Consider the following 21740-nt stretch of genomic DNA (forward strand, 5'->3'; position numbering starts at 1 on the left):
ACATGTGGATCGAGCGGCTGGACGCCAGTCATGCGCTGGCCTATCGCGAATTGATGCTGGAGGCGTATGACCGGCATCCGCAGGCGTTCACCTCCAGTGTGCGCGAGCGTGCAGTGATGCCGTTGAGCTGGTGGGAATCACGCCTGACCAGCAAGCTCGACGCAGTGTTTGGCGCGTTTGAAGAGGGCCGGCTGGTGGGGATCGTCGGCCTGGCGTTCGAGCCTCGGGAGAAGGCCCGGCACAAGGCAACGGTGTTCGGCATGTATGTGTCGGCCGAGTTTCGTCAGCGCGGGCTGGGGCTGAAATTGATGGAGGCGGTGCTGGGGGAAGCGCAGCAGCATCCGGCGCTGAAAGTCATTCAATTGACCGTCACCGCCGGCAATGACGCGGCGTTTCATCTGTACCAGCGCTGCGGCTTCGTCCAGTTCGGCCTCGAGCCGATGGCGGTGCGGGTCGGCGAGGACTACTTCGACAAGATCCACATGTGGTCCCAGCCTTTCGTGCCAACCGCCAGTCTCAACGAACCGCGCTGACCCCATCCAGGGTCGAGAACGAGGTGTCCTTGGCCGTCAGCAGGAAGTCGCGCATGTACGGCGCGTCGAGCATGTCGGCGCGGATCGCCGCGTACAGCGTCGCAAACAGACCTTTCTCGCCCAGCCGCTTGCCCTTCACGTAACCGCGCGAGCTGTATTCATGCAGCGCCCAGTGCGGCATGNTGCCGCACACGCCACGGCCGCTGGCCACCAGCTGCATCATCATCACCGTCAGCTCTGACGTGCGTACCTGCGCCGGCTCGATGTCGGCCGGTTCGAGGAAGCGGGTGAAGATATCGAGGCGGTCACGTTCCACCGGATAAGTGATCAGGGTTTCGGTCAGCAGATCTTCGGGGACGATGTACGGTTTGCTTGCCAGTGCGTGCTGGTTGGCGACCGCCAACATCGCCTCGTAGGTGAACAGCGGCACGTAGGTGATGCCGGCGATTTCCAGCGGATCGGACGTCACCACCAGATCCAGATCACCCCGGGCCAGGGCCGGCAGTGGTGCGAAGGAGAAACCCGAAGCGAGGTCGAGTTCGACTTCCGGCCACGCATCGCGGAACTGGTCGATGGTCGGCATCAGCCACTGGAAGCAGCTGTGGCATTCGATGGCCATGTGCAGACGCCCGGCGGTGCCACCGGCCAGACGCCCGATATCACGTTCGGCGGCGCGCAGCAGCGGCAGGGTCGCGTCGGCCAGTTGCAGCAGGCGCAGGCCGGCGCTGGTGAAGCGCACCGGTTTGGTCTTGCGCACGAACAACGGCACGCCCATGCGCTCTTCCAGCTCCTTGAACTGGTGGGACAGCGCCGACTGGGTCAGGTGCAGGCGGTCGGCCGCATCGACCAGGCTGTCGGCTTCGCGCAGGGCATGCAGGGTTTTCAGGTGACGGATCTCAAGCACCGCAGGCTCCATGAGGAAAATTTGTGATCAACACGAAAAGGTTGAGTTTGTCTCATGTTGCTCTGGCTGTCGACAATGGCGCCATCTTTTACGCAATGGAGAACACTCGACATGGCCGTGGCACACACCCTGGGTTTCCCGCGCATCGGCGCCGACCGCGAACTGAAAAAAGCCCTCGAAGCCTACTGGAAAGGCGATCTCGATCAGGCCGCTCTGAATCAGGTCGGCCGCGAGCTGCGCGCCAGGCACTGGCAATTGCAGAAGGACGCCGGCATCGACCTGCTGCCGGTCGGCGACTTCGCCTGGTACGACCAGGTGCTGACCCACTCGCTGACCTTCGGTGTGATCCCCGAGCGTTTCGACGGTGTGCGTGACGAACGCGGTCTGCCGACCCTCGACACCCTGTTCGCCATGGCCCGTGGCGCCACGGCGTCCTGCTGCGGCGGTGAGCACGGCAAGACTCAATACGCCCAGGAACTGACCAAGTGGTTCGATACCAACTACCACTACCTGGTCCCGGAATTCACCGCCGACCAGCCATTCAAGCTGAGCTGGGAACAGCTGTTCGATGAAGTCGAAGAAGCCAAAGCCCTCGGTCACAACGTCAAACCGGTGATCATCGGCCCGCTGACTTACCTGTGGCTGGGCAAGGCGAAAGGCAACGGCTTCGACAAGCTCGATCTGCTCGAGCGCCTGCTGCCGGTGTACAACCAAATCCTCGGTCGTCTCGCTGCACAGGGCGTGGAGTGGGTGCAGATCGACGAGCCGATCCTCACCCTCGATCTGCCGCAAGCCTGGAAAAGCGCCTTCGAACGCGCCTATCACATTCTGCAGTATTCGCCGCTGAAGAAACTGGTGGCGACCTATTTCAGTGGTTTGCAAGACAACCTCGGTTTGGCCGTCGGCCTGCCGGTGCAAGGCCTGCACATCGACGCTGTGCGGGCACCGGATCAGCTCGGTCAGGTGCTCGATCGTCTGCCGACCTACAAGATTCTCTCGGTCGGCCTGGTCAACGGGCGCAACGTCTGGCGCTGCGAACTGGAGCAGGCGCTGGCGCAACTGCAACCGGCGCAGGAGCGCTTTGGCGACAACCTGTGGGTCAGCAGTTCCTGCTCGTTGCTGCACAGCCCGGTGGATGTCGAGCGTGAAGACAAGCTCGATCCGGAACTGAAAAGCTGGCTGGCATTCGCCGTACAGAAATGCAGCGAAATCTCGGTGTTGCGTGATGCGCTGAACGACCCGCAAGCGCCGAACGTGCAAAACGCACTGGCCGCAAGCCGCGCGATTCAAGAGAGCCGCGCCCGCTCGCCGCGTATTCACAAGGCCGACGTGCAAGCGCGGATCGAGGCGATCAATGCCAGCGACAGCCAGCGGCATTCGCCGTTTGCCAAACGCATCGCCGCACAGCAGGCGCGTTTGAAATTGCCGACGTTCCCGACCACCACTATCGGTTCGTTCCCGCAGACCGGCTCGATTCGCCTGGCCCGTCAGGCATTCAAGCAGGGCAAGCTGTCGGCCAACGACTACCACGATGCCATGCGCAGCGAAATCCGCCACGCGGTGCAGGTGCAGGAACGTCTGGGCCTCGATGTGCTGGTGCACGGTGAAGCCGAGCGCAACGACATGGTCGAGTACTTCGCCGAGCAGCTCGACGGTTATCTGTTCACCCGTTTCGGCTGGGTCCAGAGCTATGGCTCCCGCTGCGTCAAACCGGCGGTGATTTATGGCGATCTGTCCCGTCCGAACGCCATGACCGTTGACTGGATCAGCTACGCCCAGAGCCTGACGGACAAGGTGATGAAAGGCATGCTGACCGGTCCCGTGACCATGCTGATGTGGTCGTTCCCCCGCGAAGACGTGTCGCGCAAAGTCCAGGCGCAACAACTGGCGCTGGCCCTGCGGGACGAAGTGGTGGACCTGGAAAACGCCGGAATCAAGATCGTGCAGATCGACGAGGCGGCGTTCCGCGAAGGCCTGCCGCTGCGCCGTGAACAATGGCAGGAATACCTCGACTGGGCGGTGCAGGCGTTCCGCCTGACTGCCTCGGGCGTGAAAGATGAAACCCAGATCCACACCCACATGTGCTACAGCGAATTCAATGACGTGATCAAGGCGATCGCCGACATGGACGCCGATGTGATCACCATCGAAACCTCGCGTTCGGACATGGAGTTGCTGGAGGCCTTCGAAGCGTTCGACTACCCGAACGACATCGGCCCTGGTGTCTACGACATTCACTCGCCGCGAGTGCCGGACACCGCCGAAATGGTCAAGTTGATGAGCAAGGCCGTGAAACGCATCCCGGCGCAGCGGCTGTGGGTCAACCCCGATTGCGGCCTGAAGACTCGCGCCTGGCCGGAGACCGAAGCCGCATTGGTCAACATGGTCGCGGCGGCTCGGCAGTTGCGCAGTCAGTTGGCGTAACGGCAACACCGAATGAAGGGTGTCGACCGCTCGGCACTCTTCATCAAACTGTCATCGAACTGTGGCAGCGCGCTTGAACAAACTTCATCAGACTCGCGCTCTACTGGGGTTCTGCGTTTCGGTGTTTTTCATGTTCAAGGGATTTTTTGCAATCGCGGCGTTGTTGGCCGCGGTTTTTTTCGTTCCGGCGTCCTACGCGGCGTCGCGTTGCGACGTCAATGTACCGACCGAACGGGTCGATTTGCAGCAGGTAAGCCTGGCGTACCAGAGCATCGGTCGTGCGTCGGATCCGGCGCTGTTACTGGTGATGGGCCTGGGCGGGCAGTTGATCCACTGGCCGGATGAAGTGGTGGTCGCGCTGTGTCAGCAAGGCTTTCGGGTGATCCGTTATGACAACCGCGATGTCGGTCTGTCGACCTGGCGCCAGGCGCCGGCCGAAGCCAACCTGACCTTTGAGGTGCTGCGCTACAAACTCGGCCTGCCGGTGGCGGCGCCTTACAGCCTGACCGACATGGCCGACGATGCGCTGGGCCTGATGGACGCCTTGCACGTCGAGCAATTCCACGTGCTCGGCGCGAGCATGGGCGGGATGATCGCCCAGCACCTGGCGGCGATGGCGCCGCAACGGGTCGAAAGCCTGACGCTGATCATGACCAGCTCCGGTGCCGAAGGGCTGCCGGCGCCGAGCGCGGCGCTGGTGCAGTTGTTGTCACGGCGCGGCGCGCCCAATCGCCAGATTGCGCTGGAGCAACAGGCCGATCTGCTGGCCGCACTGGGCAGCCCTTCGGTCAGCGATGACCGGCAGGCCTTGCTGCATCAGGCGGCGCTGTCCTATGACCGGGCGTTCAATCCCGAAGGCGTGAAGCGCCAGATCATGGCGATCCTTGCCGAGCCGAGCCGGGTGGCGTTGCTCAACCAGTTGCGGGTGCCGACGCTGGTGGTGCATGGCACGGCGGATCCGTTGCTGCCGGTGATGCACGGCGTGCACCTGGCGGCGCATATTCGCGGCAGTCAGCTGCGGCTGATTCCGGGGCTGGCGCACCGCTTTCAGGAAGCGTTCAAGGAACCGTTGCTGGCGGCGGTGTTGCCGTATTTGCGCGAGCATCGCGAAGACACGTCGCACTGGGCGCAGATCGAACCGGTGGCGGAACACAACCTGCTCTGACTCAGGCGTGCAGCCGCACCCACACCGACACCAGCACCGTCGCCGCCATCAGCCACGCCACCGCCGCCACCGCCAGTGAAGCTTCGAGACGCATGCGGTCGACCATCACGTACAGCGTCGCCAGATACACGAAGTACGGAATGATCGACCACATGCCGAAGACGATGGTGGTCTTCAAGTCGTCGATCGAACGGCCCTTGCCGACGATGTAGTGGGCGATCAGGGCGAAGGTCGGGAACAGCGGCACCAAGCCGGCGATGTAGTAGTTTTTGGTCTTGGCCAGCATGGCGAGGATCACCACCACGGCCGCACCGAGCATTGCCTTGAAAATCAGATCCACATCGTTCTCGCTTAATGGCTCAGGCCGTATTTTTTCACTTTGTCGAACAGCGTGGTCTTGGCCATACCCAGTTCGAGGCTGGCCTGGGTCAGGTTGCCGCCGCTGCGTTGCAGGGCGTCGCTGAGCAGGTTGCGTTCGAACGCTTCCACCGCTTCGGCGAACGCCAGGCCCTGACCTGCGCTGCCCGCGCCGGTTTTCTTGAACGCCGGCAAACCGAGGGCAAAACGCTCGGCGACGTTGCGCAGTTCGCGCACGTTGCCCGGCCAGTCGTGGCTCATCAGGCTCGACAACGTCTGGTTGTCCAGCTCCGGCAGCGCCCGGTCGAAACGCAGGGCCGATTGCTGGGTGAAGTGTTCGAACAATTGCAGGATGTCTTCGCGGCGCTCGCGCAGGGGCGGCAGTTCCAGCGTTACCACGTTGAGGCGGTAGTACAAGTCGCTGCGAAATTCCCCGGCCTTGCTTGATTCGTCGAGGTCGGACTTGGTGGCCGCAATCACCCGGCAATCCACCGCCACGCTCTGGTTCGAGCCGAGGCGTTCGAGGGTGCGTTCCTGCAACACCCGCAGCAGTTTGATCTGCAACGGCAGCGGCATGCTTTCCACTTCATCGAGGAACAGCGTGCCGCCGTCGGCGTGTTCGATCTTGCCGATCCGCCGTTTGCCGGCGCCGGTGAAGGCGTTGGCTTCGTGGCCGAAAATTTCGCTTTCGAACAGGTTTTCCGGCAGCCCGCCACAGTTCAGCGCAACGAACTGTTTGCTGTGACGGCGGCTGAAATCATGCAGGCAACGGGCGACCAGTTCCTTGCCGGTACCGGTTTCGCCCTCGATCAGCACATTAGCCGAGGTGTCGGCGACGTTGGCGATCAGTTCGCGCAGGTTCTGCATGGCCGGCGAACGCCCGATAATCCGTCCTTCCAGTGAATCACGTTCGGCCAGTTGCCGACGCAGGGACGAGACTTCGCGATTCAGGCTGCGTTGCTCCAGCGCACGACGGGCCACGTCCACCAGTCGTTCAGGGGAGAACGGTTTCTCCATGAAGTCGTAAGCGCCTTTCTGCATCGCGCCGACCGCCATGGATATGTCGCCGTGGCCGGTGATCAACACCACCGGCAGGCTGCGGTCGCGCTGCTTGAGCCGGGTCAGCAGCTCCAGGCCGTCGATGCCCGGCAGGCGAATGTCGCTGATGACGATCCCGGCGAAATTGTCACCGACCTGCTCCAGCGCTTCTTCGGCACTGCCGACGCCGATGCAGGGAATGTCTTCCAGCGTCAGCGCCTGCTGGCAGCCGAGCAGGACATGGGGGTCGTCTTCGACGATCAATACACTGAGGTCGTTGTTCATATTGGCTCGGCAGGAGTAGGGCTTACCAACGGTAAACTGAGGACGAAAGTGGTACCACCGCTGGCCGGGTGTTCGACACCCAGATGCCCGCCGGTGGCGGCCGCCAGACTGGCCGACAGGGTCAAGCCGAGGCCCAGACCCTGTTCGCCGGGCTTGGTGGTGAAGAACGGTTCGAACAGATGCTTGCGCGCTTCCGCGTCGATGCCGTGGCCGTTGTCGCGCACGCGCAGGCGATATTTGCCGTTGAATTCTTCGCCTTCCAGCCACAGTTCCGGCAGCGGTTGCGCCTGCATGGCGTCGAGGGCGTTGCCGATCAGGTTGACCAGAATCTGCTCCAGACGCGTCTGGTCGATCTGCACCTGCACATCGTCGAACTGGCGATGCAGTTGCAGCGAGGCACTTTCGACGCGAGCACCGAGTACTTGCAGCGCGGCATCCACCGCTTTGCCGAGGCTGGCGCGGCCTTTGTCGTCGCCGCGTCGGGCGAAGGAGCGCAGGCTGGCGGTGATCCGGCCCATGCGGTCGATCAGGTCGTTGATGGTCTTGAGGTTGGTGCTGGCGACATCGAGCTGGCCGCGCTCAAGGAAGCGAATGGTGTTGCCCGACAGCGTGCGCATCGCCGCCAGCGGCTGGTTCAGTTCGTGGGCGATGCTGGTGGACATCTGGCCAATGGCTGCGAGTTTACCGGCCTGCACCAGTTCGTCCTGGGCGCGGCGCAAGGTTTCTTCGGCCTGACGCCGTTCGCGGATCTGGCTCTTGAGCCGGTCGTTGCTGGCGCGCAGGTCGGCGGTGCGTTCGGTAATCCGACGCTCCAGTTGATTGTTGGCTTCCTGCAAGGCTTCGCGGGCGGCGAGGCGGGTGGCGATGACCTTGCGCCGTTCGTTCCAGGCGATCAGCAGGAACGCCACCAGGGCAAACGCCACGGCCACCAGAATCCCCTGATTGATTGCCTCGCGCCGCAGATCCTGCAACGGCGTGAGCAGGGTGAAATTCCACGGGGTATCGCTCAACGGTCGGGTTTGCGCCAGGTAGCTGATGCTTTCTTCATCGCCATCCTGTTGGCTCGGCACTTCGCTGTTGGCCGGGAAGGTGAGTTTTTCCACGCCTTCGGACAGGGTTTCCCGGGCCAGCGGTTGCAGTTCGTTCAGCGGGAACCAGTAGTACTGCAAGCTGCGGGCGAGTTTTTCCTTGGTCTCGTCGCTCAGCGGTATGACTGATTTGAGGCGCCGGGCCGGATCGCTGGACAGAATGATGATGCCGTTTTCATCACTGACGAATGCTTCGAGGCGCGCCCGCTGCCAGCGTTCTTCCATGGCTTCCAGGCGCACCTTGACCACCGCGACGCCGATGATCTTGCCGTGTTCTTCGAGGCCGTGGGCCAGGTAATAACCGGGCTCGCCGTTGGTGCTGCCGATCCCGTAGAAGCGTCCGGGCTGGCCGCGGATGGCGTTCTGGAAGTAGGCGCGGAACGACAGGTCTTCACCGAGGTAGCTGTCGACGTCACGCCAGTTGCTGGTGGCCATGACCCGGCCGGTGGTGTCCATGACGTAGATGGCCCGACTGCGGCTGCGCCGGTTCAGACCTTCAAGGTAATCGTTGACCGTTTGCCGGTGTTCCGGGGTCGGGTCGTCCAGCAGCTGCGAAACGCTCGATTCGAGCTCCAGCAGGCTGGGCAGGTAGGTGTATTTGCTGATCTCGCTTTCGACCGCGCGGGCGTGCAGTTCCAGCTGGCGCTGGCCGTTTTCGCCGAGGCTGCGGATGCCGAAATGTTCGCTGGTCCAGAAGCCGATGTAACCCAGTCCGATCATCAGAGCGATGACCAGCGGCGGCAGGAGCAGGTGGCGGATCAGACGGGGTTTCACGGCAAGTGATGGCGGCGTGGCGCGATAGAGAGTGGGGTCGCATTTCATCACAGTTGCCTTGGGTCAACCACAACACAAATCTCAGGATCATCATCGATCCAATGTGGGAGGGGGCTTGCTCGCGAAAGCGCTGGGGCAGCCAACGGTGATGTTGAAAGTGCCGGCCCCTTCGCGAGCAAGCCCGCTCCCACAGTTGGGGAGCGGTGTGCGGTTTTAGTGCTGCAGGATTTTCTCGAGGAAATGCTGCGCGCGTTCGGAGCGTTGGCTGATGTCGCCAAAGAACTCTTCTTTCTTGCAGTCTTCGATGATCTTGCCGGCGTCCATGAAGATCACGCGGTCGGCCACTTTACGGGCGAAGCCCATTTCGTGGGTCACGCACATCATGGTCATGCCTTCGTGGGCCAGCTGCACCATCACGTCGAGCACTTCGTTGACCATTTCCGGGTCCAGCGCCGAGGTCGGTTCGTCGAACAGCATGACGATCGGGTCCATCGCCAGCGCACGGGCAATCGCCACGCGCTGTTGCTGACCACCGGACAGTTGCCCCGGATGCTTGTGGGCGTGAGCCGACAGGCCGACACGTTCGAGCAGTTGCAGACCTTTCTTGGTGGCTTCCTCCTTGCTGCGGCCCAGCACCTTGATCTGCGCAATGGTCAGGTTTTCGGTGATGGTCAGGTGCGGAAACAGTTCGAAGTGCTGGAACACCATACCGACGCGCGAACGCAGTTTCGGCAGGTTGGTCTTCGGATCGGCAATCGATGTGCCGTCGACCACGATGTCGCCTTTCTGGAACGGCTCCAGTGCGTTGACGCACTTGATCAGGGTCGACTTGCCCGAACCGGACGGGCCGCAAACCACGATCACTTCACCCTTTTTGACCTCGGTGCTGCAATCGGTCAGCACCTGGAAGTCCCCATACCACTTGTTGATGTTCTTGATAGAGATCATACGGCGAACCTTTTTTGCAGACGCTTGACCAGCACCGAGGCGGCAAAGCTGATGGTGAAGTACACGAGACCTGCGAAGATCAGGAACTCATTCGAGCGGCCAATGATGTCGCCACTGGCGCGCGAGGCGTTGAGGAAATCCACCAGGCCCACGGTGTAGACCAGCGAGGTGTCCTGGAACAGGATGATGCTCTGCTGCAGCAGCAGCGGGGTCATCTTGCGGAACGCCTGAGGCAGGATGATCAGGCGCATCATCTGGCCGTAGGTCATGCCCAGTGCCTGCGCTGCGCCCATCTGGCCTTTCGGGATCGACTGCACGCCGGCCCGGACGATTTCGCAGAAGTACGCCGCTTCGAACATCATGAACGCCACGATGCACGAGGTGAACGCGCCGATCGGGGTGTCTTCGCCGGTGATCCAGCGCAGCACGAACGGCACTGCCAGATAGAACCAGGTGATCACCAGCAGCAGCGGGATCGAACGGAAATAGTTGACGTACGCACCGGCAATGCTCGACAGCAGTTTGCTGTGGGACAGGCGCATCAGCGCGAGGATGGTGCCGAGGATGATCCCGCCGACCACGCCCAGCGCCATCAGCTTGAGGGTCATCAGCATGCCGTTCCACAGGCCGGGAATGGCCGGAACGATGCCACTGAAATCGAATTCCATTATTTACCCCCCACGGAGATCAGGCCGGGCACGGCGACTTTCTTCTCGACCATGCGCATCAGCAGCATCAGGCTCATGTTGAGGGTGAAGTAGATCAGGGTCGCCAGGGTGAAGGCTTCAAACAGGTTGGCCGAGAATTCGGCGGTCTGTTTGGTTTGCGCCAGCAGCTCCATCAGACCGATCAGGGACGCCACGGAGGAGTTCTTGAACACGTTCAGGAATTCCGAGGTGAGCGGCGGAATGATGATCCGGTAGGCCTGGGGCAGCAGCACGTTCCAGTAGATCTGCGGCAGCTTGAAACCCATGGCGCGGGCGGCGGATTCCTGGCCCCGTGGCAGCGCCTGGATACCGGTGCGAACCTGTTCGCAGACCCGGGCGGCGGTGAACAGGCCCAGGCAAACGACAACGCTCAGGTAGGCCGAGGTGGTCGGGTTCAGGTCCTGCTTGTACCACTCCTGCAGATCCGGCGGCAGCAGATCGGGCACCAGGAAGTACCAGATGAACAGCTGAACCAGCAGCGGCACGTTACGGAACAGTTCGACGTAGCAGGTCGCGATGCCCGACACGATGCGGTTCGGCACGGTGCGCATGATGCCCAGCAGCGAGCCGAGCAGCAGGGCGATGATCCAGGCGACGATGGCGATGGCGATGGTCCAGCCCAGACCGGAAATGAACCAGTCGAGATAGGTCTCGCTGCCCACGCCGGTGGACTTGAAGAACACGCCCCAGTCCCAGTTGTAATTCATTAGGGTCTCCCCTCGATTCGATCGATGTACAAGTGCCCGCCTGGGGAAGCTCCGTTCCCGCCCTGATTGTGAAAATCAGGCACACGCGATCGGCTCGACAGCCACCGGTTCGAGTGTTTCCAATAAGTGCCAGCAGGGAGTGACCATCCCCTGAAAAGGCAGGCGCCTCCTCAGGGGATAAGGTTAGTCAGAAATCAGGATTTCTTGTCGTCAGCCGCTTTGTCGGTCGGATTGGCGATCAGGGCCTTGAGCTCGTCGCTCATCGGGAAGTTCAGGTTCAGGCCTTTTGGCGGAATCGGCTGCATGAACCATTTTTCGTAGATCTTGTTGATCTCGCCCGAGGCGTAGGTCGCCTTGATGGCGTCGTCGACAGCCTTTTTGAACGGCGCGTCGCCCTTGCGCATCATGCAGCCGTAGATTTCGTACGACTGTGGAGTACCGGTCACCGCCCAGTCGGAGGCTTTCTTGGCTTTGGCGGCTTCGCCGGCCAGCAGGGCGTCGTCCATCATGAACGCAACGGCACGACCCGATTCCAGCATCTGGAAGGATTCACCGTGGTCCTTGGCGGAGATCACGTTCATGCCCATCTGCTTGTCAGCGTTCATCGCCTTGAGGATGCGCTCGGAAGTGGTGCCGGCGGTGGTCACGACGTTCTTGCCTTTCAGATCGTCGAAATCCTTGTACTTGGAGTCAGCCTTGGACAGCAGACGGGTACCGATTTCGAAGATGCCGACGGAGAAGTCGACCTGTTGCTGACGCTCGACGTTGTTGGTGGTGGAGCCGCACTCGACGTCCACGGTGCCGTTCTGCACCAGCGGGATACGGGTTTGCGAGGTGACGAGGTTGTATTTGACCTGCAGGTTTGGCAGGTCGAGGTCTTTCTTGATCGCTTCGACGATGGCCAGCTGGATATCGTGGGAGTAGCCGACCGGCTTGCCGGAAGCGTCAGCGATGTAGGAGAAAGGAATGGAAGCGTCACGGTGGCCCAGGGTGATGACGCCGGACTCTTTGATCTTCTTAAGGGTGCCGGTGAGTTCGGCAGCGAAAACTGGTGTGCTGATCAGAGCGGCAGCAATGGCTGCGCCCAGGATATGGGGAACGATGCGCATCAAATTTTCCTCGACATTGTTTTTTTTATGGAGCCGGTTGAGCGGGCCCTTTTGAGCTTCGAATGCCTGACGGCTCCTGTTGTGTTGGCGCAACAGGCATTCGTCGAAGGAGTGTAGAGCATGAGTCGTGCCAGACCAGTCGCTACACGCTAATGCATTGATTTATAAGGTTATTAAAGTTTTGTGATGGTGTTTTTTCGTGGATCTGATCCGGTTAACCGAATTGACCGTCAGGTCGCGTTCGGAAAACCGAACGTCTGCGACACGCCTTGTTTCGCCTTGAATGCAAAAAGCCCCTGAATCATTCGATTCAGGGGCTTTTTGTTCAACGAGGAACGGATCAGGCCGCTTCGATCTTGCTGCGGTTCTGCTCGACCTTGTTCAGGTACGCCGCCAGGCGCTCTTGCTCAGCCGCCGTGGTGAACAGGCCCAGTTTGCTGCGACGCCAAAGAATGTCATGCGCGGTGATGGCCCATTCTTCGGTGCACAGGTAGTCGACTTCACGGGTGTAAAGCCCGCCGCCGATGTGTTCGCCCATGTCGGCCAGAGTGTCGACGCCTTCGAGCATGCGCCAGGTGCGGCTGCCGTAGGTAGTGGCCCAGCGACGGGCAATTTCGGTCGGTACCCAGTCGAACTTGTCGCGGATCTGCGCGCTCAGGGCCTGTGGCGTGGTCATGTCCTCGCCGCCGGGCAGGGTGGCGGTGGCCGTCCAGCTCGGGCGCATCTGGGTGAAGAACGGCATCAGCTGCGTCATCGCCGACTCGGCGAGCTTGCGGTAGGTGGTCAGCTTGCCGCCGAACACCGACAGCAGCGGCGCTTCTTCGGTACTGCCGGACAACGCCAGGGTGTAGTCGCGGGTCACGGCCGACGGGTTATCGGATTCGTCGTTGCACAGCGGACGCACGCCCGAATAGGTGTGCAGGATGTCGTCACGGCTGATCTGCTTCTTGAAGTGGGCGTTGACTACTTTGAGCAGGTAATCGGTTTCGCCGTCGGTGATCGCCACTTTGGCCGGATCGCCGGTGTATTCGCGGTCGGTGGTGCCGATCAGGGTCAGATTGTTCAGGTACGGAATGGTGAAAACGATGCGCTGATCTTCGTTTTGCAGGATGTGCGCGTGATCGCCTTCGTACAGTTTCGGCACGATGATGTGGCTGCCCTGGATCAGGCGGATGCCGTACGGCGATTCCATCTTCAGGTCGTCACGGATGAACTTGGCGACCCACGGGCCAGCGGCATTCACCAATGCCTTGGCGGTGATCGAAAACAGGCTGCCGTCGGCGCGTTCCAGGTTCAGGTGCCACAGGCCCTTGGCGCGGCGGGCGCTGACGCAACGGGTCTGGGTGTGAATGTGAGCGCCTTTTTCACGGGCGGCCATGGCGTTGAGAACCACGAGGCGGGCGTCGTCGACCCAGCAGTCGGAGTACTCGAAGCCTTTGCTGATTTCGCTTTTCAGTGCGCTGTCGGCGCCGAACTTCAGGCTTTTCGAGCCCGCCAGTTTTTCGCGCTTGCCGAGGTGGTCATAAAGGAACAGGCCCGCGCGGATCATCCACGCCGGACGCAGGTGCGGGCGGTGCGGCAGCACGAAACGCATTGGCTTGACGATGTGCGGGGCCTTGGCCAGCAGCACTTCGCGTTCGGCCAGGGCTTCGCGCACCAGACGGAATTCGTAATGTTCGAGGTAGCGCAGGCCACCGTGGATCAGCTTGCTGCTGGCCGACGAGGTGTGGCTGGCCAGATCATCCTTTTCGCAAAGGAACACCGAAAGACCGCGACCGGCGGCATCCGCTGCGATCCCCACGCCATTGATCCCGCCGCCGATGACGGCGATGTCGTAGATCTCGGAGATAGGGGGCGTACGCAAGGTAGATGTGGACATCGGCTGGCCTCGGGCTCTTTTGATTTTCTGTCTTGGAAATCGAACATGAATGTTCATTTGCGAAAATGGTAGCCCATAAAGACGCGCGCAGCCAGTCGACTTCGATTGAAAAAACTCATCGAAGGGCCGAAAAAGGAAAATATTCGAACATGAAATGCGCGTCAGGGCGCGGATCAGGGCGTGACTGATCGTTCCCACGCAGAGCGTGGGAACGAGAATTCGCCGGGAGGGAGTTATGCGGGAGAGGGTTAAACGACTTCCAGACGAATCTTGTGCTGGCTCAGCAGTTGCGCCAGGGCCGGCACCGGTTGCTGATCGGTGACCAGGCAATCGATCAGGCTGATCGGGCCGAGGCGGATCATCGCGTTACGGCCGAACTTGCTGGAGTCCGCCGCCAGGATCACCTGCCGGGCATTGGCGATGATCGCCTGGGACACCCGCACTTCCTGGTAATCGAAGTCGAGCAGGCTGCCGTCTTCGTCGATACCGCTGATGCCCACCAGCGCAAAGTCGACCTTGAACTGGTTGATGAAGTCCACGCTCGCCTGACCCACCACGCCGCCGTCGCGACGCACGTTGCCGCCGGTCAGCAGCACATCGAAATCATCCTTGGCGCTGAGCATCGAAGCGACGTGCAGGTTGTTGGTGATGATCTTCAGGTGGCTGTGATTGAGCAGGGCGCGGGCAATCGATTCGGTCGTCGTGCCGATATTGATGAACAGCGAGGCGTGATCGGGAATCTGTGCGGCGATGGCTTCGCCGATGCGTTGCTTTTCATCGCGCATCTGATCGGCGCGCATCGCGTAGGCGGTATTTTCGACGCTGGAATCATAGGCGGCGCCGCCGTGGTAGCGACGCAGCAGATTGGCTTCCGCCAGTTGATTGATATCGCGGCGGATGGTTTGCGGGGTAACAACGAACAGCGTGGCCATTTCCTCGATGCTCACATAGCCGCGTTCGCGGACCAGCTCGAGGATTTGCTGCTGACGGGGAGGCAGATTCATGGGGCTTCCTTTGGGCTGCCGTGCAAAATTTGCCCATGATGACGCAGGAATCCGCTCCCTACCAGTTTCCAAACAACGTGAAAGCTACTTCGTGCTGGGCGCCTTCGGCGTTACGCAAGCAATCCTGCGTTAAAAACAGGCTCGGACTGCTCATTTACAAACCCGTAAAGTCGAGTGCGACCCCAGCCGGCCCTCGCCTGTTTTTGCCTTGTCTTGCCTTCGCTCGCTACGCTTTCACGCTGTTTGGACCAGCCTTAGTCAGTCCTCAGACTGGCTTATTCAGCGTCTTCACGTTCCCAGTCACGGGTACGGCTGACGGCTTTTTTCCAGCCTTTATAGAGCTTCTCTTTGGCTGCTTCGTCCAGGCTCGGTTCGAACTCGCGCTCGATCACCGCTTTGCCGCGCAGTTCTTCCAGGCTGCCCCAGAAACCGCACGCCAGGCCGGCCAGATAAGCTGCGCCCAGCGCCGTGGTTTCGCGCATTTTCGGACGTTCGACCTGGGTGCCGAGGATGTCGGCCTGGAACTGCATGAGGAAGTTGTTCGCCACCGCACCGCCGTCCACGCGCAGGGCCTTGAGGCGTTCGCCGGAGTCCTGTTGCATGGCGTCAAGGACGTCGCGGGTCTGGTAAGCGATCGATTCCAGCGCAGCGCGGATGATGTGATCCACGCGCACGCCACGGGTCAGGCCGAACAGGGCGCCACGGGCATACGGGTCCCAGTAGGGCGCGCCGAGACCGGTGAAGGCGGGCACCAGATACACGCCGTTGCTGTCCTTCACTTTATTGGCGAAGTATTCGGTGTCGTGGGCGTCGTTGACGATCTTCAGTTCATCGCGCAGCCACTGCACGGTCGAACCGCCGTTGAACACCGCGCCTTCCAAGGCGTAAGCCACTTCGCCGCGCGGGCCGCAAGCGATGGTGGTGAGCATGCCGTGTTGCGATTTCACCGCTTTGTCGCCGGTGTTCATCAGCAGGAAGCAACCGGTGCCGTAAGTGTTTTTCGCTTGGCCCGGCTCGACGCACATCTGGCCGAACAGCGCAGCCTGCTGGTCGCCGGCGATACCGCCGATGGCGATGCCGCTTTTGGTACGGCCGTAGATTTCCGACGACGCTTTGACTTCCGGCAGCATCTCGCGCGGGATGTCGAGGATCTCCAGCATCTTCGCGTCCCACTCCAGCGTGTGGATGTTGAAGAGCATGGTGCGCGAGGCGTTGGTGTAGTCGGTGACGTGGACCTTGCCGCCGGTGAATTTCCAGATCAGCCAGCTGTCGACGGTGCCGAACAGCAGTTCGCCGTTGCGCGCTCTCTCACGGCTGCCTTCGACGTTGTCGAGGATCCACTTCAGCTTGGTGCCGGAGAAGTACGGGTCGGTGACCAGGCCGGTGGTGTCGCGGATGTAGTCTTCATGACCGTCGCGCTTGAGCTGTTGGCAGATCTCGGTGCTGCGGCGGCATTGCCAGACGATCGCGTTGTACACCGGGCGGCCGGTGGTCTTGTCCCAGACCACGGTGGTTTCACGCTGGTTGGTGATGCCGATGGCGGCGACCTGGTCATGGTGCAGACCGGCCTGGGCCAGCGCTTCGACCATCACTGCGCTCTGGGTGGCGAAGATTTCCATCGGGTCGTGTTCGACCCAACCGGCTTGCGGGTAATGCTGGGCGAATTCGCGTTGTGCGGTGCAGACCACGTTCGCGTCACGGTCGAAAATGATCGCGCGGGAGCTGGTCGTACCCTGATCGAGGGCAATGATGTAGTTCTTGTTCTGAATGTCGGTCATGTCGATTGCCTTGGACGAAATAAGGGAGAGTGGGCCGGGGCGCGGGCTCTATAAGGGCAGGAACCCGCGCCGACTGTTTCAAGAAGTTCTTGGTTTGCCGTCAATGGCCGGTTCTGCATCCTTTGTAGCAGGTGTGGCGCCGGTCAGGTGACGGGCAATCAGCCCGCGATACCCGGCAGCGCCGAGGCAGGCACCGACAATCGGTGCAAAAATCGGAATCAGGAAGTACGGGATTTCACGTGCGCCAGTGAAGGAAATTTCACCCCAGCCGGCGAAGAAAGTCATCAGTTTCGGGCCGAAGTCCCGGGCCGGGTTCATCGCGAAACCGGTCAGCGGGCCCATCGAGCTGCCGATCACGGCAATCAGCAGACCGATCAGCAGCGGCGCCAGCGGGCCTTTCGGCAGGCCGTTGTTGTCGTCGGTCAGGGACATGATCACGCCCATCAGGATCGCGGTGATGATCACCTCGACCAGGAACGCCTGGGCCGTCGACAGCGCAGGGTTCGGGAAAGTGGAGAACACCGACGCCAGTTCGAGGCTGGCTTCAGTGCCACGAACCATATGGTGAGTCTGTTCGAAATCGAAGAACAGGTTGCTGTACAGCGTGTAGACCAACAGCGCGCCGCAGAAGGCGCCGGCGATCTGGGCCAGAATGTAGAACGGCAGTTTGCGCTTTTCGAAGTCGGCGAAAATGCTCAGGGCAATACTGACGGCGGGGTTCAGGTGCGCACCGGAAACGCCGGCGGTGAGGTAGATCGCCATGCTGACGCCGACGCCCCAGATGATGCTGATTTCCCACAGGCCGAAGCTGGCGCCCGCGACCTTGAGCGCGGCGACACAACCCGTACCGAAAAAGATCAGGAGTGCAGTACCCAGAAACTCGGCCAGGCACTGGCTCGAGAGCGATGGTTGCTGTAACGCAGTTGTCATTGAAAACCTCGGTTTTTGTTGTTGTCTGGCGCGTTGCCGACAGGGCAAGGCGCTATTTTCGCCGAGGCAGGATCCCCATCCTGTTCCCGGTTTACTGCTGGGTGCTGCGATGACGATAATTCTTACATTATTCAGATTCGAAAAAATATAGACAAGAAAAAAACCTGTCAAAGGTCGAAAGTGAACCGTCAGTCACAAATAAACTATCAGTCATGTGAATGATCCTGCGGGTCACCCGGCCTGCGCGGTTGTTACTGGCCTGCAAACCCCGGGAAACGTGGCGCGTGGTAGAGCCTTTTGCCCAGCGATGGCCTAAAATCCGCCGCAGGATTTTTTGCCACTGCCGAGCCCGGAGCTGCCATGACCCCTGCGTTGGACTTGTTGAAAAAAGTTCGTGCCGAACATCGCGTGCACAGTTACGAACATGACCCGAAGGCCGCGTCGTATGGTCTGGAAGCCGCGGAGAAACTGGGGCTCGATCCGGCGCAGGTGTTCAAGACGCTGCTGGCGGCCAGTGAGAAGGGTGAGTTGCTGGTGGCGGTGGTGCCGGTCGTCGGAAGTCTCGACCTCAAGGGGCTTGCCCACGCCGCCGGCGTGAAAAAAGTCGAGATGGCCGACCCGGCCGCCGCGCAGCGCTCCACCGGTTATCTGTTGGGCGGCATCAGTCCGCTGGGGCAGAAAAAACGCCTGCGTACTTTCATCGATAATTCGGCCCAGCCTTTTGCGACCATATATGTCAGCGCCGGTCGGCGCGGGCTGGAAGTGGAACTGGCGCCGGCGGTATTGGCGGAACACACCCAGGCGAAATTTGCCGACATCGGTCGCCCTTGACGTCTGTATGAAGAAAATTGGCCGGCACTGTCACTGGCGCTGATCCGGCCGGCGCTGCATGCTCGTTCGACTGACACAGGGAGAAGGTTATGCAGCTCGAGTTTCATCAGGTCGACGCGTTCAGTGATCGGCCGTTCAGTGGCAATCCGGCAATGGTCTATCGGCTCGACGCGTGGCTTGCGGATGAGCTGATGCAAAAGATCGCCGCCGAGCACAATCTGGCGGAAACCGCGTTTCTGGTGCGCGAAGGGCAGGCGTGGCACATCCGCTGGTTCACGCCGACCACCGAGGTGCCGCTGTGCGGTCACGCGACCCTGGCCAGCGCCTATGTGCTGTTCGAGATCTATAAGGAAAGCGCCGAGCGTCTGGACTTCACCTGCAAGTCCGGGCCGTTGAGTGTCAGCCGCGAAGGTGGCCGGTTGTGGCTGGATTTTCCGGCCATCGAAGCGGTGGAGAAAGGCGTCACCGTGGAGATCGAGCGGGCACTGAATGTTCAGGCAGTGGATGTCCTGAGTTCCAACGAGTTGTTCGTGGTGCTGGAGTCCGAGCAGGCGGTGCTCGATTGCACGCCGGACATGGTCGCCCTCGCCAAGCTACCGTGGTTGGGTGCGATCGTCACCGCGCGGGGCAATCAGCATGACTTCGTCTCGCGCTATTTCGCTCCGGCCATCGGCATCAATGAAGACCCGGTGACCGGTTCGACCCATTGCAGCCTGATACCGTACTGGTCGAAACGTCTGGGAAAATCCAGCCTCACTGCATGCCAGCGCTCGGCGCGGGGCGGCGAGCTGTTCTGTCGGCTGGAAGGTGAGCGGGTGAAGATCGGCGGGAATGCGACGCTGGTGGCCAGCGGCACATTGATGCTGGGCTGAGAGCAAAAAAACAGGGGAGCCATCAGGCTCCCTCATTGTTTGTGTGCAGATCAGTGCGCGGTGCTGTAACGGCGAACGCCGTTTTCCACCGCCGGAATCTGCGCAGCGGTGCTGCCGGAAGCCTGGAACAGCACCAGATGTTCCGCCGCCACACGAATCCCGACATCCGCACCCACCTGATGGTCGGCATGGCTCGGGAAGATCGATTCCAGCTGTGCGCCGGTCGGCAGTTGCAGGCGATACAGGGTCGAGGCGCCGAGGAAGGTCTTGCCGACGATTCGCGCTTTCAACCCGCTGTCCGGCGCGTAAACGATGTCGTCCGGACGCAGCAGCACATCCACCGCGCCACCGATCGGCCAGGTGTAGGCGCGATTGCCGCGCAGTTCGCCGAGTTCGGTCTGCACCGATTCCGGGCTGCCCAATTGGCCGCGAATGAAGTAACCCTGACCGATAAAACTGGCCACGTACGGTGTCGCCGGCTCGTGATAGAGGTTGTAGGGCGTGTCCCACTGCTCCAGCCGGCCTTCCTTGAACACGCCCACGTGATCGCTGACGGCGAAGGCTTCTTCCTGATCGTGAGTCACCAGAATTGCACTGGTGCCACGGGCTTTGAGGATGTCGCGCACTTCGTGGCTGAGCTTGCGGCGCAACTCGCCATCGAGGTTGGAGAACGGCTCGTCGAGCAATAAGAGTTGTGGCTCCGGCGCCAGGGCGCGGGCGAGGGCGACACGTTGTTGCTGGCCGCCGGACAGCTCATGGGGGAAGCGTTTGCCGAGGTTCTTCAGGTTGACCAGTTCCAGCAGCTCCTCGGTCACGCGCTCCTTGTTCGGGTGCTTGCGGATGCCGAAGGCGATGTTGTCCGCGACACTCAGGTGCGGGAACAGCGCGTAGTCCTGGAACACCATGCCGATCCGGCGTTTTTCCGGGGCGAGGGTGAAACCGGCGCTGGAGATCACTTCACCGCCGAGAGAGATTTCCCCTTCGTGCACCGGTTCGAAACCGGCAATCGCACGCAGGGTGGTGGTCTTGCCGCAGCCGGAGGAGCCAAGCAGGCAGCCGATGTCACCGGCGTTGAGGTGCAGATTGAGGTTCTGCACCACACGTTGATCTTGATAGCCGCAAGCGAGGTTGCGCAGGTTCAGCAGTAATTCATGACTCATGCGTGGTGATATGCCGGTTCGACAAGGAACTCGAGCAGGGCCTTTTGTGCGTGGAGACGGTTTTCTGCCTGATCCCAGGCGACGGAGCGCGGGTCATCGAGCAGGTCGAGGCTGATTTCCTCACCGCGGTGAGCGGGCAGGCAGTGCATGAATAGCACGTCATCGGCTGCCAGGTCGAGCAGGGCACGGTTGACCTGAAACGGCGCAAACAGCTTCAGGCGCTTGGCGGTCTCCTCTTCCTGGCCCATGGAGGTCCAGACATCGGTGCTGACCAGGTGCGCGCCACGCACGGCGTCTTGCGGGTCGCGGACGATGGTCACGCGGTCACCGGCCTTGGCCACGAACTCAGGGTTTGGTTCGTAGCCTTCGGGGCAGGCCACGCGCAACTGGAAGTCGAACTGGATCGCCGCTTCTATATAGCTGTTGCACATGTTGTTGCCGTCGCCGATCCAGGCCACGGTCTTGCCCTGGATCGAGCCGCGGTGTTCGAGGAAGGTCTGCATGTCGGCCAGCAACTGGCACGGGTGCAGGTCATCGGACAGGCCGTTGATCACCGGCACGCGTGAGTTGGCGGCGAATTCGGTCAGGGTGCTGTGGGCAAAGGTACGGATCATCACCGCATCGAGCATGCTCGACATGACGATGGCGCAGTCGCCGATCGGCTCGCCGCGGCCCAGCTGGGTGTCGCGCGGCGACAGGAAGATCGCCTGGCCGCCGAGCTGGATCATGCCGGCTTCGAAGGAGATGCGTGTGCGGGTCGAGGATTTCTCGAAGATCATCCCCAGGACGCGGTTTTTCAGAGGCTCGAACAGTACGCCGCGGTTACGCAGGTCCTTGAGCTCAACGCCTCGACGGATCACGCTGACCAGCTCTTCGGGCGTGCAATCCATCAGGGAGAGAAAGTGCCTTGCGCTCATCATTGACTACCTTTTTGCTACAAACCGCAGATGCTCAAAGCCTTGTTTATCGGAACAACGGGCGAGACCTGCGGCGTAAGCCGCACGGGGGCGACGAAATAGGGGAAGGCGCGATATTGACACTAAATGTCGCGTTTTTCCAATAGGCTACGGTTTTTGCAGAAATGCGCCGGGGTGTCAGCAGTGCGGACACTGTGATTTCCGGTCAGTTTTCGAGAGGGCAGCGAGGTCTTTGTACACTGGCCCCACCGGGGTTGGCAATCCGGCGCGGCGGGGATGGCAGCGCTCTGGTCGGTTTGCGACCGGTGAGCCACCGGTTCGCTTGGTCGG

General features: G+C 61.2%; 19 protein-coding genes. 5 read left to right on the plus strand and 14 right to left on the minus strand.

What is annotated here, in order from left to right; genetic code table 11:
• The first annotated feature begins 2 nt into the window (after window positions 1-2).
• A complete protein-coding gene (locus tag ACTJK9_RS10590) occupies window positions 3-533 on the plus strand; it encodes a GNAT family N-acetyltransferase (protein WP_085647243.1) in 531 nt (176 codons plus the stop codon).
• On the opposite strand, the gene metR is transcribed toward ACTJK9_RS10590, so the two are convergent.
• Complete coding sequence (metR, locus tag ACTJK9_RS10595; RefSeq protein WP_440813714.1) at window positions 517-1437, minus strand: transcriptional regulator MetR; 921 nt, start codon at window positions 1435-1437, stop codon at window positions 517-519. The two genes, ACTJK9_RS10590 and metR, sit on opposite strands and share 17 nt — an antisense overlap.
• Before the next feature lie 111 nt (window positions 1438-1548).
• On the opposite strand from metR, the gene metE reads away from it, so the two are divergent.
• Both metE and ACTJK9_RS10605 read left to right on the plus strand, forming a co-directional pair.
• Complete coding sequence (gene metE, locus ACTJK9_RS10600) at window positions 1549-3861, plus strand: 5-methyltetrahydropteroyltriglutamate--homocysteine S-methyltransferase (protein WP_440813717.1); 2313 nt, start codon at window positions 1549-1551, stop codon at window positions 3859-3861.
• A gap of 130 nt (window positions 3862-3991) precedes the next feature.
• On the plus strand, window positions 3992-5026 hold the full coding sequence (locus tag ACTJK9_RS10605) for an alpha/beta fold hydrolase (RefSeq protein WP_440813720.1): 1035 nt from the start codon (window positions 3992-3994) through the stop codon (window positions 5024-5026).
• A gap of 1 nt (window position 5027) precedes the next feature.
• Here the strand turns inward: ACTJK9_RS10605 and ACTJK9_RS10610 are convergent, their stop codons facing one another.
• The 11 genes from ACTJK9_RS10610 to ACTJK9_RS10660 all read right to left on the minus strand — a co-directional run bounded on the left by ACTJK9_RS10610 (window position 5028) and on the right by ACTJK9_RS10660 (window position 17630).
• Window positions 5028-5357 carry a GlpM family protein gene (locus tag ACTJK9_RS10610; protein ID WP_162831789.1) on the minus strand — a complete coding sequence of 110 codons (330 nt, stop codon included), beginning with the start codon at window positions 5355-5357 and terminating at the stop codon, window positions 5028-5030.
• A 20-nt stretch (window positions 5358-5377) separates the two neighbouring features.
• On the minus strand, window positions 5378-6706 hold the full coding sequence (locus tag ACTJK9_RS10615; RefSeq protein ID WP_039765821.1) for a sigma-54-dependent transcriptional regulator: 1329 nt from the start codon (window positions 6704-6706) through the stop codon (window positions 5378-5380).
• Window positions 6703-8616, minus strand: coding sequence for a sensor histidine kinase (locus ACTJK9_RS10620; RefSeq protein WP_085610880.1), 1914 nt, complete (start codon window positions 8614-8616; stop codon window positions 6703-6705). Before ACTJK9_RS10620 ends, ACTJK9_RS10615 begins: the two co-directional genes overlap by 4 nt.
• Before the next feature lie 165 nt (window positions 8617-8781).
• On the minus strand, window positions 8782-9516 hold the full coding sequence (locus tag ACTJK9_RS10625; RefSeq protein ID WP_007953170.1) for an amino acid ABC transporter ATP-binding protein: 735 nt from the start codon (window positions 9514-9516) through the stop codon (window positions 8782-8784).
• Window positions 9513-10184: an amino acid ABC transporter permease gene (locus ACTJK9_RS10630; protein ID WP_007953172.1), complete on the minus strand. Its 672-nt coding sequence runs from the start codon at window positions 10182-10184 to the stop codon at window positions 9513-9515. The genes ACTJK9_RS10625 and ACTJK9_RS10630 overlap by 4 nt, the downstream gene beginning before the upstream one ends.
• A complete protein-coding gene (locus ACTJK9_RS10635) occupies window positions 10184-10930 on the minus strand; it encodes an amino acid ABC transporter permease (RefSeq protein ID WP_007953174.1) in 747 nt (248 codons plus the stop codon). Before ACTJK9_RS10635 ends, ACTJK9_RS10630 begins: the two co-directional genes overlap by 1 nt.
• Window positions 10931-11124: 194 nt before the next feature.
• Window positions 11125-12039 (minus strand): glutamate/aspartate ABC transporter substrate-binding protein, encoded by a 915-nt coding sequence (locus ACTJK9_RS10640; RefSeq protein WP_039765825.1) that lies wholly within the window; start codon window positions 12037-12039, stop codon window positions 11125-11127.
• Window positions 12040-12379: 340 nt separating this feature from the next.
• Entirely contained in the window at window positions 12380-13918 is a 1539-nt protein-coding gene (gene glpD, locus ACTJK9_RS10645; protein ID WP_440813726.1) for a glycerol-3-phosphate dehydrogenase, read from the minus strand.
• A gap of 248 nt (window positions 13919-14166) precedes the next feature.
• Window positions 14167-14922 (minus strand): DeoR/GlpR family transcriptional regulator, encoded by a 756-nt coding sequence (locus ACTJK9_RS10650; RefSeq protein WP_007953179.1) that lies wholly within the window; start codon window positions 14920-14922, stop codon window positions 14167-14169.
• 275 nt (window positions 14923-15197) lie between these two features.
• Window positions 15198-16700: a glycerol kinase GlpK gene (gene glpK, locus ACTJK9_RS10655; protein WP_039765827.1), complete on the minus strand. Its 1503-nt coding sequence runs from the start codon at window positions 16698-16700 to the stop codon at window positions 15198-15200.
• A 78-nt stretch (window positions 16701-16778) separates the two neighbouring features.
• Window positions 16779-17630: an MIP/aquaporin family protein gene (locus tag ACTJK9_RS10660; protein WP_064599156.1), complete on the minus strand. Its 852-nt coding sequence runs from the start codon at window positions 17628-17630 to the stop codon at window positions 16779-16781.
• A gap of 360 nt (window positions 17631-17990) precedes the next feature.
• Between ACTJK9_RS10660 and ybaK the strand changes: the two genes are divergently transcribed.
• Window positions 17991-18461, plus strand: a complete 471-nt coding sequence (gene ybaK, locus ACTJK9_RS10665; RefSeq protein ID WP_007953184.1) for a Cys-tRNA(Pro) deacylase — start codon at window positions 17991-17993, stop codon at window positions 18459-18461.
• Between the two features lie 89 nt (window positions 18462-18550).
• The gene (locus ACTJK9_RS10670; RefSeq protein ID WP_221398030.1) at window positions 18551-19333 is read left to right on the plus strand and encodes a PhzF family phenazine biosynthesis protein; all 783 of its coding nucleotides are present in this window, start codon (window positions 18551-18553) and stop codon (window positions 19331-19333) included.
• 50 nt (window positions 19334-19383) lie between these two features.
• Here ACTJK9_RS10670 and ACTJK9_RS10675 read toward each other — a convergent pair whose 3' ends face one another.
• On the minus strand, window positions 19384-20493 hold the full coding sequence (locus ACTJK9_RS10675) for an ABC transporter ATP-binding protein (protein WP_064599152.1): 1110 nt from the start codon (window positions 20491-20493) through the stop codon (window positions 19384-19386).
• The gene (argF, locus tag ACTJK9_RS10680; RefSeq protein WP_064599150.1) at window positions 20490-21410 is read right to left on the minus strand and encodes an ornithine carbamoyltransferase; all 921 of its coding nucleotides are present in this window, start codon (window positions 21408-21410) and stop codon (window positions 20490-20492) included. The genes ACTJK9_RS10675 and argF overlap by 4 nt, the downstream gene beginning before the upstream one ends.
• Window positions 21411-21740: the final 330 nt, after the last annotated feature.

This window comes from Pseudomonas sp. 22082 (assembly GCF_052046055.1).
GTDB classification, from domain to species: Bacteria; Pseudomonadota; Gammaproteobacteria; order Pseudomonadales; family Pseudomonadaceae; genus Aquipseudomonas; species Aquipseudomonas pharyngis.

Coding starts and splice junctions, on each gene's coding strand:
- ACTJK9_RS10590 (WP_085647243.1), top strand. CDS start 3: ATGTGGATCGAGCGGCTGGACGCCAGTCATGCGCTGGCCTATCGCGAA.
- metE (WP_440813717.1), top strand. CDS start 1,549: ATGGCCGTGGCACACACCCTGGGTTTCCCGCGCATCGGCGCCGACCGC.
- ACTJK9_RS10605 (WP_440813720.1), top strand. CDS start 3,992: ATGTTCAAGGGATTTTTTGCAATCGCGGCGTTGTTGGCCGCGGTTTTT.
- ACTJK9_RS10615 (WP_039765821.1), bottom strand. CDS start 6,706: ATGAACAACGACCTCAGTGTATTGATCGTCGAAGACGACCCCCATGTC.
- ACTJK9_RS10620 (WP_085610880.1), bottom strand. CDS start 8,616: ATGAAATGCGACCCCACTCTCTATCGCGCCACGCCGCCATCACTTGCC.
- ACTJK9_RS10625 (WP_007953170.1), bottom strand. CDS start 9,516: ATGATCTCTATCAAGAACATCAACAAGTGGTATGGGGACTTCCAGGTG.
- ACTJK9_RS10630 (WP_007953172.1), bottom strand. CDS start 10,184: ATGGAATTCGATTTCAGTGGCATCGTTCCGGCCATTCCCGGCCTGTGG.
- ACTJK9_RS10635 (WP_007953174.1), bottom strand. CDS start 10,930: ATGAATTACAACTGGGACTGGGGCGTGTTCTTCAAGTCCACCGGCGTG.
- ACTJK9_RS10640 (WP_039765825.1), bottom strand. CDS start 12,039: ATGCGCATCGTTCCCCATATCCTGGGCGCAGCCATTGCTGCCGCTCTG.
- glpD (WP_440813726.1), bottom strand. CDS start 13,918: ATGTCCACATCTACCTTGCGTACGCCCCCTATCTCCGAGATCTACGAC.
- ACTJK9_RS10650 (WP_007953179.1), bottom strand. CDS start 14,922: ATGAATCTGCCTCCCCGTCAGCAGCAAATCCTCGAGCTGGTCCGCGAA.
- glpK (WP_039765827.1), bottom strand. CDS start 16,700: ATGACCGACATTCAGAACAAGAACTACATCATTGCCCTCGATCAGGGT.
- ACTJK9_RS10660 (WP_064599156.1), bottom strand. CDS start 17,630: ATGACAACTGCGTTACAGCAACCATCGCTCTCGAGCCAGTGCCTGGCC.
- ybaK (WP_007953184.1), top strand. CDS start 17,991: ATGACCCCTGCGTTGGACTTGTTGAAAAAAGTTCGTGCCGAACATCGC.
- ACTJK9_RS10670 (WP_221398030.1), top strand. CDS start 18,551: ATGCAGCTCGAGTTTCATCAGGTCGACGCGTTCAGTGATCGGCCGTTC.
- ACTJK9_RS10675 (WP_064599152.1), bottom strand. CDS start 20,493: ATGAGTCATGAATTACTGCTGAACCTGCGCAACCTCGCTTGCGGCTAT.
- argF (WP_064599150.1), bottom strand. CDS start 21,410: ATGAGCGCAAGGCACTTTCTCTCCCTGATGGATTGCACGCCCGAAGAG.